Source organism: Streptomyces sp. MNU89 (genome assembly GCF_020982505.1).
Taxonomy (GTDB): Bacteria; Actinomycetota; Actinomycetes; order Streptomycetales; family Streptomycetaceae; genus Streptomyces; species Streptomyces xinghaiensis.
On record NZ_JAJKLL010000001.1, the window covers coordinates 3,661,544 to 3,679,139 of the forward strand.

At 71.6% G+C, this 17,596-nt stretch carries 18 protein-coding genes and 1 riboswitch; of the genes, 10 read left to right on the forward strand and 8 right to left on the reverse strand.

What is annotated here, in order from left to right; all coding sequences use genetic code 11:
• Positions 1-327: 327 nt before the first annotated feature.
• The 4 genes from E4N63_RS15755 to E4N63_RS15765 all read left to right on the forward strand — a co-directional run bounded on the left by E4N63_RS15755 (position 328) and on the right by E4N63_RS15765 (position 3,879).
• Positions 328-1,431, forward strand: a complete 1,104-nt coding sequence (locus E4N63_RS15755) for a LacI family DNA-binding transcriptional regulator (protein WP_230240993.1) — start codon at positions 328-330, stop codon at positions 1,429-1,431.
• Positions 1,432-1,730: 299 nt separating this feature from the next.
• Positions 1,731-2,789: a metallophosphoesterase gene (locus E4N63_RS15760; protein WP_125622590.1), complete on the forward strand. Its 1,059-nt coding sequence runs from the start codon at positions 1,731-1,733 to the stop codon at positions 2,787-2,789.
• Positions 2,790-2,977: 188 nt separating this feature from the next.
• A complete protein-coding gene (locus tag E4N63_RS31150; RefSeq protein ID WP_308188698.1) occupies positions 2,978-3,244 on the forward strand; it encodes a hypothetical protein in 267 nt (88 codons plus the stop codon).
• Positions 3,241-3,879, forward strand: coding sequence for a hypothetical protein (locus E4N63_RS15765; protein WP_308188699.1), 639 nt, complete (start codon positions 3,241-3,243; stop codon positions 3,877-3,879). Before E4N63_RS31150 ends, E4N63_RS15765 begins: the two co-directional genes overlap by 4 nt.
• 92 nt (positions 3,880-3,971) lie before the next feature.
• Here E4N63_RS15765 and thiC read toward each other — a convergent pair whose 3' ends face one another.
• Positions 3,972-5,747, reverse strand: a complete 1,776-nt coding sequence (thiC, locus tag E4N63_RS15770; protein WP_230240994.1) for a phosphomethylpyrimidine synthase ThiC — start codon at positions 5,745-5,747, stop codon at positions 3,972-3,974.
• Positions 5,740-5,896, reverse strand: a riboswitch (TPP riboswitch). (Overlaps the previous gene by 8 nt.)
• 69 nt (positions 5,897-5,965) lie before the next feature.
• On the opposite strand from thiC, the gene E4N63_RS15775 reads away from it, so the two are divergent.
• On the forward strand, positions 5,966-7,300 hold the full coding sequence (locus E4N63_RS15775) for a YibE/F family protein (protein ID WP_230240995.1): 1,335 nt from the start codon (positions 5,966-5,968) through the stop codon (positions 7,298-7,300).
• A 76-nt stretch (positions 7,301-7,376) separates the two neighbouring features.
• Here E4N63_RS15775 and E4N63_RS15780 read toward each other — a convergent pair whose 3' ends face one another.
• The 3 genes from E4N63_RS15780 to E4N63_RS15790 form a co-directional block, all read right to left on the reverse strand.
• Positions 7,377-7,814: an SsgA family sporulation/cell division regulator gene (locus E4N63_RS15780; RefSeq protein ID WP_030543712.1), complete on the reverse strand. Its 438-nt coding sequence runs from the start codon at positions 7,812-7,814 to the stop codon at positions 7,377-7,379.
• A 332-nt stretch (positions 7,815-8,146) separates the two neighbouring features.
• Positions 8,147-8,374 (reverse strand): DUF5326 family protein, encoded by a 228-nt coding sequence (locus tag E4N63_RS15785; RefSeq protein WP_019707407.1) that lies wholly within the window; start codon positions 8,372-8,374, stop codon positions 8,147-8,149.
• Positions 8,375-8,511: 137 nt separating this feature from the next.
• Complete coding sequence (locus E4N63_RS15790) at positions 8,512-8,829, reverse strand: cupin domain-containing protein (RefSeq protein WP_043464479.1); 318 nt, start codon at positions 8,827-8,829, stop codon at positions 8,512-8,514.
• 56 nt (positions 8,830-8,885) lie between these two features.
• On the opposite strand from E4N63_RS15790, the gene E4N63_RS15795 reads away from it, so the two are divergent.
• The 4 genes from E4N63_RS15795 (at position 8,886) to E4N63_RS15810 (ending at position 11,875) form a co-directional block, all read left to right on the forward strand.
• Positions 8,886-9,263, forward strand: coding sequence for a phage holin family protein (locus E4N63_RS15795; protein ID WP_227958888.1), 378 nt, complete (start codon positions 8,886-8,888; stop codon positions 9,261-9,263).
• Between the two features lie 43 nt (positions 9,264-9,306).
• A complete protein-coding gene (locus E4N63_RS15800; RefSeq protein WP_230242506.1) occupies positions 9,307-10,446 on the forward strand; it encodes a cystathionine gamma-lyase in 1,140 nt (379 codons plus the stop codon).
• Positions 10,447-10,826: 380 nt separating this feature from the next.
• Entirely contained in the window at positions 10,827-11,306 is a 480-nt protein-coding gene (locus E4N63_RS15805) for an NUDIX domain-containing protein (RefSeq protein WP_019707403.1), read from the forward strand.
• Positions 11,307-11,422: 116 nt separating this feature from the next.
• Positions 11,423-11,875, forward strand: coding sequence for a GNAT family N-acetyltransferase (locus E4N63_RS15810; RefSeq protein WP_230240996.1), 453 nt, complete (start codon positions 11,423-11,425; stop codon positions 11,873-11,875).
• A 36-nt stretch (positions 11,876-11,911) separates the two neighbouring features.
• Here the strand turns inward: E4N63_RS15810 and E4N63_RS15815 are convergent, their stop codons facing one another.
• Together E4N63_RS15815 and dnaB are read right to left on the reverse strand one after the other, a co-directional pair.
• The gene (locus E4N63_RS15815) at positions 11,912-13,306 is read right to left on the reverse strand and encodes a serine hydrolase (protein ID WP_125622579.1); all 1,395 of its coding nucleotides are present in this window, start codon (positions 13,304-13,306) and stop codon (positions 11,912-11,914) included.
• A gap of 22 nt (positions 13,307-13,328) precedes the next feature.
• Positions 13,329-14,795, reverse strand: a complete 1,467-nt coding sequence (gene dnaB, locus E4N63_RS15820; protein WP_039820362.1) for a replicative DNA helicase — start codon at positions 14,793-14,795, stop codon at positions 13,329-13,331.
• Between the two features lie 474 nt (positions 14,796-15,269).
• Between dnaB and E4N63_RS15825 the strand changes: the two genes are divergently transcribed.
• The gene (locus tag E4N63_RS15825) at positions 15,270-16,607 is read left to right on the forward strand and encodes an MATE family efflux transporter (protein WP_125622580.1); all 1,338 of its coding nucleotides are present in this window, start codon (positions 15,270-15,272) and stop codon (positions 16,605-16,607) included.
• A gap of 251 nt (positions 16,608-16,858) precedes the next feature.
• On the opposite strand, the gene rplI is transcribed toward E4N63_RS15825, so the two are convergent.
• Together rplI and rpsR are read right to left on the reverse strand one after the other, a co-directional pair.
• Positions 16,859-17,305 carry a 50S ribosomal protein L9 gene (gene rplI, locus E4N63_RS15830; RefSeq protein WP_019707399.1) on the reverse strand — a complete coding sequence of 149 codons (447 nt, stop codon included), beginning with the start codon at positions 17,303-17,305 and terminating at the stop codon, positions 16,859-16,861.
• 18 nt (positions 17,306-17,323) lie between these two features.
• Positions 17,324-17,560, reverse strand: coding sequence for a 30S ribosomal protein S18 (gene rpsR, locus E4N63_RS15835; RefSeq protein ID WP_004950692.1), 237 nt, complete (start codon positions 17,558-17,560; stop codon positions 17,324-17,326).
• Positions 17,561-17,596 lie beyond the last annotated feature (36 nt).

Below are 17,596 nucleotides of genomic sequence, written 5' to 3' on the forward strand. Positions count from 1 at the left end.
CCCACCGCCATCAATGCTGCTTACCTTATGAGGATTGCGGCGCCGGGCAATGGGCCGGGACAACCGGGAGGCGCGCGCTTCCCCACGGCGCACGCCGGTGGTCCGCGCCCTGGTGCGCGTCACTCTTCCAGGTGACTTGAGACCGCTGCACAACAAACATCGTTCACTGGACATCAGCACATCCCGGCCCCAATGAGAGCCGGGGAATCGCCCAACGACCTTTGATATAAAGACAGTTGATAGATTCGATCTTGCAGAAACGTGACTCTTGACGGTTCATCGCCGACCCCCTCGGCCGGAGCCCAGTCGCCCTAGTATCGGCTGGCCATGACAGCAGCAGAGAAGCACCAGGTGAGCCGGTCGACCAGCCGTCGGCTGGGGCGGGCGGGCATCCGGGACGTGGCCGCCGCCGCCGGTGTCTCGATCACGACTGTCTCCGACGCCCTCAACGGCAAGGGCCGGCTCCCCGACGCCACCCGACGCCATGTCCGGGAAGTGGCCGAGCGGCTCGGATACCGGCCGTCCGCCGCCGCCCGCACCCTCCGCACCGGCAGATCCGGCCTCATCGGCCTGACCGTGACCACCTACGGGGACGAGCCCTTCACCTTCACCGAGTTCGCCTACTTCGCCGAGATGGCCCGCGCCGCCACCTCCGCCGCGCTGGCCCGCGGCTACGCGCTCGTCATCCTCCCCGCGACCTCCCGTCACGACGTCTGGTCCAACGTCGCCCTCGACGGCACGGTCGTCATCGACCCCTCCGACCACGACCCGGTCGTCACCGAGCTCGCCCGGCAGCGCATCCCCGTCGTCTCCGACGGCCGGCCCGCCGGCTCCGTACCCGTCACCGCCTGGGTCGACAACGACCACGAGGCCGCCGTCCTCGGCCTGCTCGACCATCTCGCCGACGCCGGTGCCCGCCGGATCGGCCTGCTCACCGGCACCACCACGGACACCTACACCCGGCTCTCCACCAGCGCCTATCTCTCCTGGTGCGAACGGGCCGGACAGGACCCGGTCTACGAGAAGTACCCCGCCCACGACCCGCGCGCCGGAGCGGTGGCCGCCGACCGGCTGCTGGCCCGCCCGGACCGGCCGGACGCCGTCTACGGCCTCTTCGACCCCAACGGCACGGATCTCCTCGCCGCCGCCCGCCGCTACGGCCTGCGGGTCCCGGACGACCTGCTGCTGGTCTGCTGCAGCGAGTCCACCGTCTACGCCAGCACCGAGCCGCCCGTCACCACCCTCTCCCTCAAACCGCGCCGCATCGGCACCGCGGTCGTCCAGCTGCTGATCGACGCCATCGAGGGCCTGGACGAGGGGCGGCCGGTGGAGCAGGTGATACCGACCGAGCTGATCGTGCGCACCTCCTCCCAGCCGCGGACCTCGCGCACTACCGTCAGCCCGCCCCGGTCACCCGCCGAACCGGCCTGACGCGGAGGGCACCCGGCCGTCCCGACGGTCGGCGGGACCGGCGGGACCGGCGCTGCCACCGGGAAGGACGGTCACCACAACCACCGCGACCACCAGGGCAATCCGGCACAAACTCCCGGCGCTCACGCCATCGCGGTGATTGCCGGCTCCCTGGTGCGTCACAACCCACGAGCGGCATTCCTATGATGGGCGCACGACACCGCGGATCCCTTGACCACGAGGGGCCTCCCCACCCTGAGGCGGGGCGAGTGCCTCCGCCCGCAGCGGGGAGGCAGGTCCGACCGGTGCACGGCGGCGCGATGGTGGAGGGGTCGATGATCCAGGGGGCCGGTCAGGGACCCGCGGTGCGGGGCATGATGGCCATGCCGGTGGAGCCCGTGAACGCTGCGGTTCCGCCGTACGCGGCCGACGAGGGCTACACCCCCACCGAACGGAACCTCCCAGTGGTCGGCCGCGTGCCCACCCCGGACGTGCCGACGGTGCCCCTCATGCCACCGGTACCCGAACCCGAGGCGGGCGCCACCGCCCCCGCGGACGGCCCCGGCCCGCTGTACGTCGTCGGCGACGTCCACGGCTACCTCGACGAGCTGCGGGCCGCCCTGCTCGCCCAGGGGCTGATCGACTCCCAGGACCGCTGGGCCGCCGGCAACGCCCGCCTGTGGTTCCTCGGCGACTTCACCGACCGCGGCCCGGACGGCATCGGGGTCATCGATCTCGTCATGCGGCTCTCCGCCGAGGCCGCCGCGGCCGGCGGCTACTGCAAGGCCCTGATGGGCAATCACGAGCTGCTGCTCATCGGCGCCAAGCGCTTCGGCGACACCCCGGTGTCCTCCGGCGCGGGAACCGCGTCCTTCCACGCCGCGTGGCTGCTCAACGGCGGGCAGCGCAGCGACATGGACCGGCTGCAGGACCACCATGTCCAGTGGATGTCCCGGCTCGACGCGATGGCCGAGGAGGACGGCCATCTGCTCCTCCACTCGGACACCACGGCCTACCTCGACTACGGCGATTCGATCGAGGCCGTCAACGACGCGGTGACCGAAGCCCTTCAGCGCGCCGACGCCGAGGAGTGCTGGGACCTGTTCCGCAAGTTCACCAAGCGCTTCGCCTTCCGCGACCAGGGCGGCGCCGAGGCCGTCCGCGAGTTGCTCGGGGCGTACGGCGGCCGGCGCGTCGTCCACGGTCACAGCCCGATCCCGTATCTCACCGGCCAGGTGGGCAGCGAGGACGGCGAGGACGACGGCGCGCCCGTCGTCGACGGCCCGCACGTCTACGCCGACGGGCTGGCCATCGCCATGGACGGCGGCGTCACCATGGCCGGAAAGATGCTGGTCGCGCAACTGCCGCTGCCGGGCTGAGGATTACGCGGTCCGCTGCGGGGGCAGGTAGTCAGGTCCACGGTCGGGTCAATTTCCGGCAACACCCTGTCACCGCGTGCCGTGGGCGCCCTACCATCGGCTTATCCGCAGCAGGCTCTCCTCCGTTTCCGCCCTTCCGCCCGGTGAGAATCGGCGTGCCAGGGCCTACGGAGCATCGGGGGATGCACATGAACAGCGCACCGCATCTGCTTCCCGAGGACCGCCCCGACTTCGCGCGAGTCCTCGACCAGGTTCTGCGTCATGCGCACCGGCGCCCGGAACTCGGCGCCGTCGGCCGGCGGCTCAACGCCGAGCAGCTGCGCACCAGAGCCCTGGACGCGGCCCCGGAGATCGCGGCCCGCGCCGCGGCCGAGTACCGGCAGTACACCGAGCTCCGCGACGAGTCGCGCCGCGTCCCGCCGCAGGACGACGGCCGGGGCGGGGCCCGGGGATGAGCGGGAAGGACGGCAGGGGCGGGAACGGAGCGGGCTTCGCCGGAGCCGTCGGCGAGGTCGCCGAGAGCTCCGGTGCCGGACTCCTCGCGGTCTTCGCCGTGCTGGCTCCGGTACTGGCAGGCGCCGCGGCGGCGATCTTCCTGCTGATCGGCTACCTGCTCCATCTGGTCAGCCCCGAGCAGCCGATGGCAGAACCGATCATCACTGCCGGCTGGATCTTCCTCGCGCTGACCGCCGCGGGCATCGTCATCGCGATGTTCGGCCTGCTGTTCACCGCGCGGCGCGACGGCGCCGGCTCCCTGCGGGCCTCGGCCGAGGAGGACCGGACGAGCGAGCTGGCCCGGGCCCGGGAGGCCTGGCGGCAAGCCCTGCTCGACCGCGGCATCGTGCCGTTCCTGCGGGAGGCCCTGGAGGAGCCGCCGGCGGCCGGGCAGGCCACCGGAAGCCCGTACGGCGGCGCCCCGGACCCGGCCGGGGCTCCGGAGGCCCGCACGCCCCAACTCGGCTACAGCAAGCCGGGATTCAGCAGCCCGGCCACGGGCGACGACCCGGGGCGGGGCAGCACGCGCCCCAGCTTCAACAGCCCCGGCTTCTCCAGCCCGGACTACGGCGGCCCGGAGCACCAGCCGGAGTAGCCGCCGCCCCCGGCCGCCGGCCGTCCGTCCCGCCCCTCCGGAAGCGCGTTCGCGCCGGAGGGGCGGGACGGACGGGACGGGAACCCGTTCGGTCAGTCGGTGACCGGCAGATAGACCCGGTTGCCCGCCGCCGCGAACTCCCGGGATTTCTCCGCCATACCGGCCTCGATCTCCTCCATCTCCCCGCCGTGCCGCCGGCGGATGTCCTGAGAGATCTTCATCGAACAGAACTTCGGCCCGCACATCGAGCAGAAGTGGGCCGTCTTCGCCGGTTCGGCCGGGAGGGTCTCGTCGTGGAAGGCCCGTGCCGTGTCCGGGTCGAGCGCCAGGTTGAACTGGTCCTCCCAGCGGAACTCGAAACGCGCGTCGGACAGCGCGTCGTCCCACTCCTGGGCTCCCGGATGCCCCTTCGCCAGATCCGCCGCGTGTGCCGCGATCTTGTACGTGATGACACCGGTCTTCACGTCGTCGCGGTCGGGCAGCCCCAGGTGCTCCTTGGGGGTGACGTAGCAGAGCATCGCCGTCCCCCACCAGGCGATCATGGCCGCCCCGATGCCCGAGGTGATGTGGTCGTAGCCGGGTGCCACATCGGTGGTCAGCGGGCCCAGCGTGTAGAACGGCGCCTCCTCGCAGATCTCCTGCTGGAGGTCGATGTTCTCCTTGATCTTGTGCATCGGGACATGGCCCGGGCCCTCGATCATCGTCTGCACGCCGTGGGCCTTGGCGACGGTGTTCAGCTCGCCCAGGGTGCGGAGTTCGGCGAACTGCGCCTCGTCGTTGGCGTCCGCGACCGAGCCGGGGCGCAGCCCGTCGCCGAGCGAGAACGTGACGTCATAGGCCGCGAGGATCTCGCAGAGCTCCTCGAAGTTCTCGTAGAGGAAGCTCTCCTTATGGTGGGCCAGGCACCAGGCGGCCATGATGGAGCCACCGCGCGAGACGATGCCGGTCTTCCGGCGGGCCGTCAGGGGAACGTAGCGGAGCAGGACCCCGGCGTGGACCGTCATGTAGTCCACGCCCTGCTCGGCCTGTTCGATGACGGTGTCCTTGTAGATGTCCCAGGTCAGCTCCTCGGCACGGCCGTCGACCTTCTCCAGGGCCTGGTAGAGCGGGACGGTGCCGATGGGGACGGGGGAGTTGCGCAGCACCCACTCGCGGGTCGTGTGGATGTTGCGGCCGGTGGACAGGTCCATGACCGTATCGGCGCCCCAGCGGGTGGCCCAGGTCATCTTCTCGACCTCCTCCTCGATGGAGGAGGTGACGGCCGAGTTGCCGATGTTGGCGTTGACCTTCACCAGGAACCGCTTGCCGATGATCATCGGTTCGGTCTCGGGGTGGTTGACGTTGGCCGGCAGCACCGCACGCCCCGCGGCGATCTCCTCGCGGACGGTCTCCGGGGGGACGTTCTCCCGGAGCGCGACGTACTCCATCTCGGCGGTGATCTCGCCGCGTCGCGCGTAGGCGAGCTGGGTGACGGGGGAGCCGTCCCGGCTGCGGCGGGGGCGCCGCGGCCCGCCGGGGAAGACGGCGTCGAGATTCCGCAGCCCGCCGCCGGGGCCGGTGGCCCTGAGGCCGTCGTCCTCGGGGCGCGGCGGCCGCCCGTCGTACTCCTCGGTATCGCCGCGGCCGGTGATCCAGCCCTCCCGGAGCGGCGCCAGGCCGCGCCGGACATCGGTGTCGACAGTGGGATCGGTGTACGGGCCGGACGTGTCGTACAGCGTGACGTCGCGGCCGTTGGTGAGGTGCACCCGTCGTACCGGAACCCGCAAGTCCGGGCGTGAGCCGGTCAGATGGTCCTTGTGCCATCCGATCGGCCCGTTCCCGTTCCCGCCGGGTTCCTGAGCAGACGTGTGCGCGTCCTGAACGGTCATGAGACCTACTCCCTACGCCGGCATTACCCGGTACCAGGTTCGGCGGTCGGCGCAGCGGCTTCCGCGACGGTACGGCCGGTCCCGGCCATTCCGTGTACGGAGGTCAGCGCCCTCTCAGCCCGGTGCTCCGAGCTCCCGCGTGTGCAAAGGCAGCCCCCACGCTAACGCCGCCCCGGTGTTCATGACCAGAGGGCCCCTCTTCTTGCGATGATCTGGCAGTGACCTCGACTCCCGAAAGCCACGCGCACACCCACGCCCACGGCCCCGCGGCCCCCGTGTCCCGGAGACTGCGCAAGATCATCGCTGCGGTGCTGATCCCGTTCGCCGCGGCCGTCGCCGTCGGGCTGCTGGTGCTCTGGCCCGGTGGCGCGCCGGGGCACGAGCCGAGCGGGGTCGGCATGGACCGGCAGATGGAGCAGGGCGAAGTCGTCGACGTCGAGAAGGTGAGGTGCTCCGACGTGAACGCGGGAGGCGGACAGCCGCCCGGCGAGGGGCAGCCGGAGACGCCCGGCACACCGGGGGAAGCCCGCGGCGACATCTGCGAGAAGGCGACCGTGCGCGTCACCACCGGCGACGACAAGGGACGCGAGTTCACGGAGATCGTCCAGCCGGACTCCACCCGCCGGCTGAGCGAGGGTCAGGGCGTGGTCGTGGCGTACGCGCCGGACGCGCCCCGGGAGCTGCAGTACTCGGTGACGGATGTGGACCGCGAGGTCCCGATCTCGCTGCTCGCCGGGCTCTTCGCGCTCGCCGTGGTGGCGGTGGGAAGGCTGCGCGGTCTGTTCGCGCTGGTCTCCCTGGTCGTCAGCTTCGGGGTGCTGACGCTCTTCATCCTCCCCGCGATCCTGCAGGGGGAGAATCCCCTGCTCGTCGCGGTGATCGGCAGCAGCGCCATCATGCTGGCCGCGCTCTACCTCTGCCACGGGCTGACGGCCCGTACCTCCGTGGCCGTCCTGGGCACGCTGATCTCCCTGCTGCTGATCGGTGTCCTGGGGTCCGTCTTCATCGACTGGGCGAGGCTGACCGGCAACACCTCCGACGAGACCGGGCTCATCCACGGCCTCTATCCGGACATCGAGATGAGCGGCCTGCTGCTGGCCGGCGTCATCATCGGTTCGCTGGGCGTGCTCGACGATGTGACGGTCACCCAGACCTCGGCGGTGTGGGAGCTGAAGCAGGCGGACCCGACGATGTCGGCGCGGCGGCTGTACCGGGCGGGCATCCGGATCGGGCGCGACCACATCGCGTCGGTGGTCAACACCCTGGTGCTGGCCTACGCGGGTGCCGCCCTGCCGCTGCTGCTGCTGTTCTCCATCGCGCGGAGCAGCGTCGGCACGGTCGCACTGAGCGAGGTCGTGGCCGAGGAGATCGTCCGGACGCTGGTGGGCAGCATCGGGCTGATCGCCTCGGTGCCGGTCACCACCGGCCTCGCGGCGCTCGTCGTCTCGGCGGACCGGTCGGCGGCGGCCGTCTCGGCGCCGGGTGCGGGGACGGAGACGGGCAGCCGCGGCGCGCGGAGGGCGGGCGGGCGCGGGCGCCGCCGCAAGCCGTAACCGCGCGGGCGAAGGCGCCGGGTGTGCCGGGCCGGTGGCCGGCCGGGCCCGCCGCCGTCCGTGCGGCCCCGCGAACTCAGCCCGCGTTGCGGGCCTGGGAGAGGATGCGGTCGAGTGTCTCCGCCAGACGGTCGTCGAAGTCTCCTGCGGACTGCTCCTGTCCCATGGGGACGATGCGGTCGGTCCGGTCGAGGAAGGCCACCAGCGGGGCCGCGCCCGCCCGGAAGGTGGCGCGGTCCTCGCCGACCTGGAGCCGGATGAAGACGTCGGAGAGCACGCCGGGGGTGACGGGAGCGATGTGCACGTCACCGTCACCGGTGGGCGCGCTCAGCCCGTCCAGCAGCAGATCGCGGGCGAATGCCCAGGTCACCGGTGCGTCGCCCGGCAGATGGAAGGTGAAGCGGACCGCGAAGGGGTCGGCCGGTTCGTACTCCAGCTCCACCGGAATGCGGAAGGAGAGCTCCTCGGAGACGAGGAAGCTCATCATCAGCTCTGCCTGAATCGTGTCGCGCATGGTCCACTGCCCCGTGTCGCTCGGGTGGCCTGTCCTGGAGCCTCCTCGGTCCTCCCGGCGCCGTGGTGCTCAACGCTCCGGCGGGACCGCTAGGAGTGGTGGTGCAGGTGTTTCAGGTGCGGGCGGGGCCACAGGGAAGTCCGCCCAGTGCGCAGCGTAGCCGTTTCGGCGCAAGGAGTTGCTGACCGCCATGGCGTCGGGGCGGAGAAAGACGACGGGATGAACGCGACGGCGCCGAGCCCCGGCCGGCGGGCCGGGGCTCGGACGCGGGCCGGACACGGGCATCCCGGCCGGCCGGTGGCCACGGCGCCGGCCGGCACCGGCGGCGAGCTTCACCAGTCGCCGCGCGAGGACCCGTCCCGTGAGGCGGTGCCGAACTTCCGGACGACGTAGACCAGACCGGCCACCAGGGCGACGAACACCAGAACCTTGAACAGCAGTCCGATGATGAAGCCGACCACGTTCATGAGCAGGCCGCCGAACACGATGAGCGCCAGGACCGGAACGGCGACCCACTTCACCCACCACGGCAGACCTTCGAAGATCTCCTTGACCGCCACTGTCGTTCCCCTGCTTCCCGATTGCCGAGCCGGGATCTCCGGCTGCTTCCGATGCTAGACGCGCCGGGAGCGCGGCGGAGGGGCCGCTGCCCCCGTCCTTCCCTGACCCGTCCCCTACGGGGCCCGGAGGCGGTGGGTCAGCTCTCCGGGGGAGAGAAGACCACCATGACCCGGAGGTCCTCGCTGATGTGGTGGAACTTGTGCGGCACCCCGGCCGGTACGTACACGACACTGCCGCGGGCCACCGTGGTGGTCTCGGTGCCGACCGTGATCGAGGCCCGGCCGGTGATGACGACGTAGATCTCGTCCTGCCGGTGCGGCTGCTGCGGGTCGATCGACCCCGCGTCGAGCGCGTACAGCCCCGCCGACATGTTCCGCTCGCGCAGGAACTGCAGATACGCGCCCTCGTTCGCGGCGCGTTCCGCGTCCAGTTCGTCCAGCCGGAAGACCTTCATGCCCACCCCTCGTTCCACCCCTCGGCTCAGCCGGTTCCATCTGGGACGATCACACCATGACGAACTTCGTAGTCAAGACGCTCGCCAACGCGGCCGCTCTGGCCGTGGCCATCTGGCTGCTCAAGGACATCACGCTCACCGGGGACAGCACAGGCGGCAAGACGCTGGCGCTGTTCCTGGTCGCGCTGATCTTCGGCGTGGTCAACATCGTGGTGAAGCCGGTGGTGCAGTTGTTGTCACTGCCCCTCTTCGTCCTCACCCTCGGGCTGTTCACGCTGGTCGTGAACGCGCTGATGCTGATGCTGACCTCCTGGCTCGCGGATCTGGTCGATCTCCCCTTCCACGTCGAGGGCTTCTGGACCGCCGTGCTCGGCGGCCTGATCATCTCCGTCGTCTCCTGGGCGGTGAACATGATGCTGCCCGACGGCCGCTGACCGGGACCGGACGGGACTGACCGATGATGGACGGATGAGCGAGATGACCGGAGACGGAACACGTGCCGTCCGGGCCGGGCTTCCCGAGCCGGTGGCGTACGAACCTTCGCTGCCCGGGCCGGTGTTCGCCGCCCACTACCACCTGCCGGGCGAACCGGTCGGTCCCTATACCTACGGCCGCGACGAGAACCCGACCTGGACCCGGCTCGAGGAGGCCATCGGGGAGCTGGAATCCCCGGGCACCGCGGCCGAGACCGTCGTCTTCCCGTCCGGGATGGGCGCCGTCTCGGCCGTGCTGCTCTCCCAGGTGCGCTCCGGGGACGCCGTGGTGCTGCCCAGCGACGGCTACCAGGCGCTGCCGCTGGTGCGGGAGAGGCTGGAGGCCTATGGCGTCGAGGTGCGCACCGCGCCGACGGCGGGGGACGCACAGCTCGGGGTGCTCGACGGCGCGAAGCTGCTGTGGATCGAGACTCCGTCCAATCCCGGCCTCGACGTCTGCGACATCCGCCGGCTGGCGGGGGCGGCTCATGCGGCGGGCGCACTCGTCGCCGTCGACAACACCCTGGCCACGCCGCTCGGCCAGCGCCCGCTCGACCTGGGCGCCGACTTCTCGGTGGCCAGCGGCACCAAGGCGCTGACCGGGCACGGCGATGTGCTGCTGGGCTATGTCTGCTGCCGCGATCCGGAGCGGGCCGCGGCGGTGCGGAAGTGGCGCAAGACCGCGGGCGCCGTCACCGGCCCCATGGAGGCCTGGCTCGCGCACCGCTCGCTGGCCACGCTCCAGCTGCGGGTCGACCGGCAGGCGGTGACCGCCATGGCGCTGGCCGAGGCGCTGCGCGAACGTCCCGAGGTGACCGGGCTGCGCCACCCCGGGCTGCCGGACGATCCCGCGCACCCGGTCGCCGCGGCGCAGATGCGTGCGGGGCGCTTCGGCTGCGTCGTCTCGTTCACCCTGCCCGGCCGGGCGCACGCGGAACGCTTTCTGGCCGCCCTGCGGCTGGTCGACGAGGCCACGAGCTTCGGCGGCGTACGGTCCACGGCCGAGCGGCGCGGGAGGTGGGGCGGGGACGCCGTGCCGGAGGGCTTCATCCGCTTCTCGGTGGGTGTCGAGGACACGGACGATCTGCTCACCGACGTGCTGCGGGCCCTGGACGAGGCGGCCGGCCCGGCGGCGCAGGGCTGATGGACCGCGACGGCCGGACGGCTCGAACCTCCCCCCTCATGGTTCGAGCCGTCCTCGGTTCCGCGCGCGAGAAACCGCTTCCACAAGGCTAGTTGACAGTCAGTCATTGTCCAATCACCCTGACGGCACCAACCTCACGGCACATGCACCTGCCGCCCGCCCGTCGTGGGTGGTTTCGCCCGGAATCGGCCGGGCTCGCGGTCCTCCCGACGCCTCCGCCCCTCCGCTGGACGCCCGCCTTCCCGCGGTGCCGCGCCGGTGCGCCCCGGCGCTGACGCACAGCACGCCGGCGACAGCGGGAGAGCGCACCCCGCGGTCGGCCGGTGAGCGCGTCCGGGCGCGGGTGTTTCGATCGGGCCGCCCTGGGCCACATCAACCCCATGACCGAACGGTTGGTGGTCAAGCGCACCGCCCGCGCCATTCTGCTCGACGGCGACCACATGATTCTGATCAAGCGGACGAAACCGGGCCGTCCCCCGTACTGGATCACGCCCGGCGGCGGGGTGGAGCAGGAGGACGCCACCGTCGTCGATGCTCTCCACCGGGAGGTGGACGAGGAGCTGGGGGCGAAGGTGACGGATGTGGTCCCGGCCTTTGTCGACACCGTGGAGCACGCCACGGAGGACGGGGCGGCCGGGGTGAAGGTGCAGCACTTCTTCCTCTGCCGGCTGGAGTCGATGGACCCGTCCCGGCGGCACGGCCCCGAGATCGAGGAGCCGAGCGGGGAGTACGAGATCGTGCGGATTCCGTTCACCCGCGTCGGACTGGCGTCCGTGGAGGTCGTACCGCTGTCACTGCGGCACTATCTGGACGGCAACATCGAGGGCGTACGGGCCCTTCACGCGCCGGATCTGGGCTGAGCCCTCCCGTCCCGGGCCCAGGCCCCGTCCCGGCCTCCGGGCCGGTCCGTTTCACGTGAAACAGGCAGTTTCACGTGAAACGGATCCAGGTGATCCCCGCTTCTAGACTCCTGATGATGAGCACGCTTGCGATCCGTCCCGCCACCCCGGACGACCTGGGCCCCATCGTGGCCATGCTGGCCGACGACCCACTCGGCGCCCAACGGGAATCCCCCGAGGACCTGGCCCCGTACCGCGCCGCCCTCGACCAGCTCACCGCGGACCCCAACCAGTACCTCATGGTGGCCGTACGGGACGGCCGGCCGGTCGGCACCCTGCAGCTCACGGTGATCCCCGGACTGTCCCGCCGGGGTACCACCCGCTCGGTGATCGAGGCCGTCCGCATCCATGCCGACGAGCGCGGGAGCGGGCTCGGCACCCGGCTCATCGGGTGGGCCGTCGATGAATCCCGGCGCCGGGGGTGCGGGCTGGTACAGCTCACCTCGGACGCCACCCGTACCGACGCCCACCGCTTCTACGAGCGGCTGGGCTTCACCGGCTCGCACATCGGTTTCAAGCTCCGGCTCTGACCCGTCTCCGGACCCGTCCGCACCGCGCGCCGGGCATCACCGCGGCGGGTGGGCTTCGGCCGCCCGCCAGCCCTCCCGGTCCACTCCGCCCGGCACCGGCGCCGAAGGGTCGTACGGCTCCCGTGTGAAGACGAAACTGCCCAGGTCCAGGTGGCTGAGAGAACCGTCCGGGCGGCGGACGGCCCGGAGCGTTTCACCGAGGTAGTAGCCGTCCAGTCCGGTCCAGGTACCGTCCTGGGCGGCTCGGAAGCGAGAGGTGCGGCCCGCGCCGGCGAGTGCGGCGAGCTCCAGCCCGCTGCCGGGGAGCAGCCGCAGCGCGAAGGGTGTGGGGCCCCAGTACCAGGGGCCGGTCAGTTCCAGCAGCGCCGGATCGGCCTCGGAAAGCGGCCGCCAGGGCTCCGGGATCGGCGGCTCGCGCTCCGCCACGATCTCCACCAGATCTGCCGCCACCTGACCGACCGCGGGGCCGGAGGTGACGTTGGCCATCACCAGTCCGGCGACGTCCTCCTCGGTGCTGATCCACAGGGTTGCCAGATAGCCCGGCAGCGACCCCGTGTGTCCGGAGAACGCCCGTCCGTTCCGGCGGAACAGCTGCAGGCCGAGGCCGTATCCGGCGTCCCAGCCACCGGGTGCCGGCACGGTGGCGGGACGGCGCATCCCGGCCACCGTCTCCGGGTCGAGCACCCGTTCGTCGCCGCGCATCAGAAAGGCGGCGAAGCGGCCCAGGTCCGCGGTGGTGGACCACAGCTGCCCGGCAGGGGCCATGATCCCGAGGTCCTCGGCCGGCTCGGGCAGCATGACGTCCGCCCACGGATGCACCGCCCAGCCCTTGGCGTAGGGAGCGCGGGGCCGCACGCCGGTGCGCGTCATCCCCAGCGGCTCCAGCACCTCCCGGAGGAGCGTCTCCTCCCACGGCTCTCCGCGCAGCTTCTCCACGAGGGCGCCGAGAAGGGTGTAGCCGGGGTTGGAGTAGTGGTGCACCCGGCCCGCCGGATGCAGCACCGGCCGGTCCCCCAGCACGTCCGCGAGACCGGGCCGCAGCTCCCCCGGGCTCCGCTCCCACCACGGCCCGGGCGCCTCGGCGGCCAGACCCGCGCTGTGGGAGAGCAGTTGGGCGATGGTCACCTCCCCCACGCCGGTGTCCGGCAGATGCCTCTCCAGCGGGTCGTCGAGCCCGATCAGGCCCTCGTCCCGCAGCCGGAGCACCAGCACCGCGGTGAAGACCTTGGTGATCGACCCGACGCGGTACTGCGTCCCGTCCCCCGGTGTCCCGTCCGCGGCCGTACCGCGCCCCGCGCTCCAGACGGTCCGGCCGCCGCGCACCACGGCCGCCACCAGGGACGGCGTCCGGCCCTCGGTCTGGGCCACGGCGATCCGGTGGTACAGCGCACGGGCCGTCTCGGGCAGAAGATCTTCGAAGGAGGCAGTCATGGGCCTACTACAGCAGGCCGGATCAGGTCTGTGCCATGTCGACGAAGCGGGAGTAGTGGCCCTGGAAGGCGACGGTGATGGTGGCCGTCGGGCCGTTGCGGTGCTTGGCCACGATCAGGTCCGCCTCACCGGCCCGGGGGGACTCCTTCTCGTAGGCGTCCTCGCGGTGGAGCAGGATCACCATGTCGGCGTCCTGCTCGATGGAGCCGGACTCGCGGAGGTCGGAGACCATCGGCTTCTTGTCGGTCCGCTGCTCGGGTCCGCGGTTCAGCTGCGACAGCGCGATGACCGGGACCTCCAGCTCCTTGGCGAGCAGCTTCAGGTTCCGGGACATGTCCGAGACCTCCTGCTGGCGGCTCTCGGGCCGCCGGGATCCGCCGGACTGCATCAGCTGGAGATAGTCGATCACGACGAGCTGGAGGTCGTTCCGCTGCTTCAGCCGGCGGCACTTGGCCCGGATCTCCATCATCGAGAGATTCGGGGAGTCGTCGATGTAGAGGGGTGCCTGGGAGACGTCCGGCATCCGGCGGGCGAGGCGGGTCCAGTCCTCGTCCGTCATGCTGCCCGAGCGCATGTGGTGCAGGGCCACCCGGGCCTCCGCGGACAGCAGACGCATCGCGATCTCGTTCCGGCCCATCTCCAGGGAGAAGATGACGCTCGGCATGTTGTTCTTGATCGAGCAGGCCCGGGCGAAGTCCAGGGCGAGGGTGGACTTGCCCATCGCGGGGCGGGCCGCGATGACGATCATCTGGCCCGGGTGGAGCCCGTTGGTGAGCGAGTCGAGGTCGGTGAAGCCGGTCGGCACCCCGGACATCTGGCCGCTGCGGGAGCCGATCGCCTCGATCTCGTCGAGCGCGCCCTCCATGATGTCGCCGAGGGGGAGGTAGTCCTCGCTGGTGCGCTGCTCGGTGACGGCGTAGATCTCCGCCTGGGCGTTGTTGACGATCTCGTCGACATCGCCGTCGGCGGCGTATCCCATCTGCGTGATGCGGGTGCCCGCCTCGACGAGCCGGCGGAGCACCGCGCGCTCGTGGACGATCTCGGCGTAGTACTCGGCGTTGGCGGCCGTGGGGACCGACTGGACGAGGGTGTGGAGGTACGAGGCGCCGCCGACGCGGGTGATCTCGCCGCGCCGGGTCAGCTCGGCGGCGACGGTGATCGGGTCGGCCGGCTCGCCCTTGGCGTAGAGGTCGAGAACGGCCTGGTAGACCGTCTCGTGCGCGGGGCGGTAGAAGTCGCTGCCCTTGAGGACCTCCACCACATCGGCGATGGCGTCCTTCGAGAGCATCATGCCGCCGAGAACGGACTGCTCGGCGTCCAGGTCCTGGGGCGGCACCCGCTCGAAGCCGGACCCTCCGCCCGGGCCGGACCACGGATCCTCCCGGCCGCGGTCGTGCTGGTCGGTGCGGGCGCGCTCGCCCCGGTGTGCGGGGCGCGACGCGGGCAGCCGCTCGCCCGGGCGGACGTCCGGTGCCCAGGTGTCTTCCATGTCCGGCTGGGTCATTCCGGCACCTCCTCCCGTCCGCGACGCGGACTGTTCACCGCCCGGCAGACCCCCTCGCCGTGCGACTCTTTCTTACGGCACGGCTCTGACAAATGGGATGCTCGACTGCCGTGGCGGCGCGTCGAGTTCAGTGCGGTGGCCGGACCACCGTAGGGCCGGTGGAGCGGAGGACCAAGAAAGTTATCCACAGGGTGTGTGGACGACGGATCGCATCCTGTGGAGAACTCGCCCCAACCTGTGCACGAGCCAGGGGACAGCCCTGTGGACAGTACGCCAATCACACCATTGATACCGTCCTGACCTGCTGCTTCGTCATCCACCGGCTGTGCAGAAGAAAAAAATCCGCAACCCGGCCGAGATCACGGGAAAGAGGCCCCGGCGGACCGCCGGGATACCGAGCCGGTAAGGGCTGGGGATAAACTCCGTCCCTTACCTGTGGAAGATTGGAGCCGTCGGCCTATGTCCCAGGCCCCCGCGCCGCCCCGGCCCGGCCGCCGCCACGACCGCGAGATCGTCTCACTCGCCGTCCCCGCCTTCGGCGCCCTGGTCGCGGAGCCCCTCTTCGTCATGGCCGACAGCGCCATCATCGGCCACCTCGGCACTCCCCAACTGGCCGGTCTCGGCATCGCCGCCGCGCTCCTGATGACCGCCGTCAATGTCTTCGTCTTCCTCGCCTACGCCACCACCGCCGCCGTGGCCCGCCGCGTCGGAGCCGGCGACCTCCCCGCCGCGATCCGGCAGGGCATGGACGGCATCTGGCTCGCCCTGCTCCTGGGCGCCGCCGTCGTCGCCGTCGCGCTCCCCGCCGCACCCTGGCTCATCGGCCTCTTCGGCGCCTCCGGCACCTCGACCCCGTACGCGGTCACCTATCTGCGCATCAGCGCGCTCGGCATCCCGGCGATGCTGGTGGTCCTGGCCGCCACGGGCGTGCTGCGCGGGCTGCAGAACACCCGCACCCCGCTTCACATCGCCGTCGGGGGATTCACCGCGAACGCGGCGCTCAACGCCCTGCTGGTGTACGGCGCCGGGCTCGGCATCGCCGGCTCCGCCTGGGGCACCGTCATCGCCCAGTGCGGTATGGCCGCCGCCTATCTCACCGTGGTCGTCCGGGGCGCCCGGCGGCACGGCGCCTCGCTGCGGCCGGACGCGGCGGGAATCCGCGCCTGCGCGCGGGCGGGCGCCCCGCTGCTGGTCCGCACCCTCTCGCTGCGCGCCATCCTCGTGATCGCCACCGCGGTGGCGGCCCGCCTCGGGGACACGGAAGTGGCCGCCCACCAGATCGTGCTGACCCTCTGGTCGCTGCTGGCCTTCGCGCTGGACGCGATCGCCATCGCCGGGCAGGCCATCACCGGGCGCTACCTGGGCGCGGGGGACACCGCGGGCGCCCGGGCCGCATGCCGTCGCATGGTGCAGTGGGGCATAGCCTCCGGGGTCGTCCTGGGCCTGCTCCTCGTCCTGGCCCGGCCCCTGCTGCTCCCCCTGTTCACCGCGGACGAGGCCGTCCACGGCCTGCTGCTGCCCGCGCTGCTGGTGGTGGCGCTCGTCCAGCCGGTGTCCGGGGTCGTCTTCGTACTGGACGGGGTGCTGATGGGTGCCGGCGACGGGCCGTATCTGGCCTGGGCGATGCTCGCGACCCTCGCCGTCTTCGCCCCGCTCGCCCTGGCCGTGCCGGCACTGGGCGGCGGCCTGACCGCGCTGTGGTGGGTGATGGGGCTGATGATGGCCGTGCGGCTGGTCACCCTGGGCCTGCGCGCCGCCTCCGGCCGCTGGCTGGTCACCGGGGCCGTACGGGGCTGAGAGCCCCGCGGGGGCCCGGAGCCGCCCCGGAGGCCCGGTCGCCACGCCCGGGAGGGCTGGGCGGCACGGAGACGGCGGCCCGGGGCACGGCACGGCCGTCCCGGCGGGTGCCGCGTGGCAGACCGCGCCCGCCCGGACCCCCGGGAAGCCACCGGGATCCTTCGGAAGCCACGCGGCCCCGGACATGCCACGGGGCCGTACCCCCTCGCGGAGGGGATACGGCCCCGTACACGCTCTGTCGAGCGCCGCGATCAGGCGGCGACGACCTCGACGCCCACCTTGGCGGCGACCTCGGCGTGCAGACGCACGGACACCTGGTGCGCGCCCAGGGTCTTGATCGGCGCACCGAGCTCGATGCGGCGCTTGTCCACGTCCGGGCCGCCGGCCTGCTTGATCGCCGAGGCGATGTCGGCCGGGGTGACGGAGCCGAAGAGGCGGCCGGAGTCACCCGAGCGGGTGGCCAGGCGGACCTTCACGGACTCCAGCTGGGCCTTGACGGAGTTCGCCTGCTCGATCGTGGCGATCTCGCGGATCTTGCGGCCGCGGCGGATCTGCTCGACGTCCTTCTCGCCGCCCTTGGTCCAGCGCATCGCGAAACCGCGCGGGATCAGGTAGTTGCGAGCGTAGCCGTCCTTGACGTCCACGACGTCGCCCGCGGCACCGAGGCCGGAGACCTCGTGGGTGAGGATGATCTTCATGGTCCGGTCACCCTTCCCTTATCGCGCGGACGAGGTGTAGGGCAGCAGCGCCATCTCACGGCTGTTCTTCACAGCCGTGGCGACGTCGCGCTGGTGCTGGGTGCAGTTGCCGGTGACGCGGCGGGCACGGATCTTGCCGCGGTCGGAAATGAACTTCCGCAGCATGTTCGTGTCCTTGTAGTCCACGTACGCGGTCTTGTCCTTGCAGAACGCGCAGACCTTCTTCTTCGGCTTGCGCGGAGGCGGCTTCGCCATTGTCTCTCTCCAGTGTGATCAAAAAGTTTCGCTGAC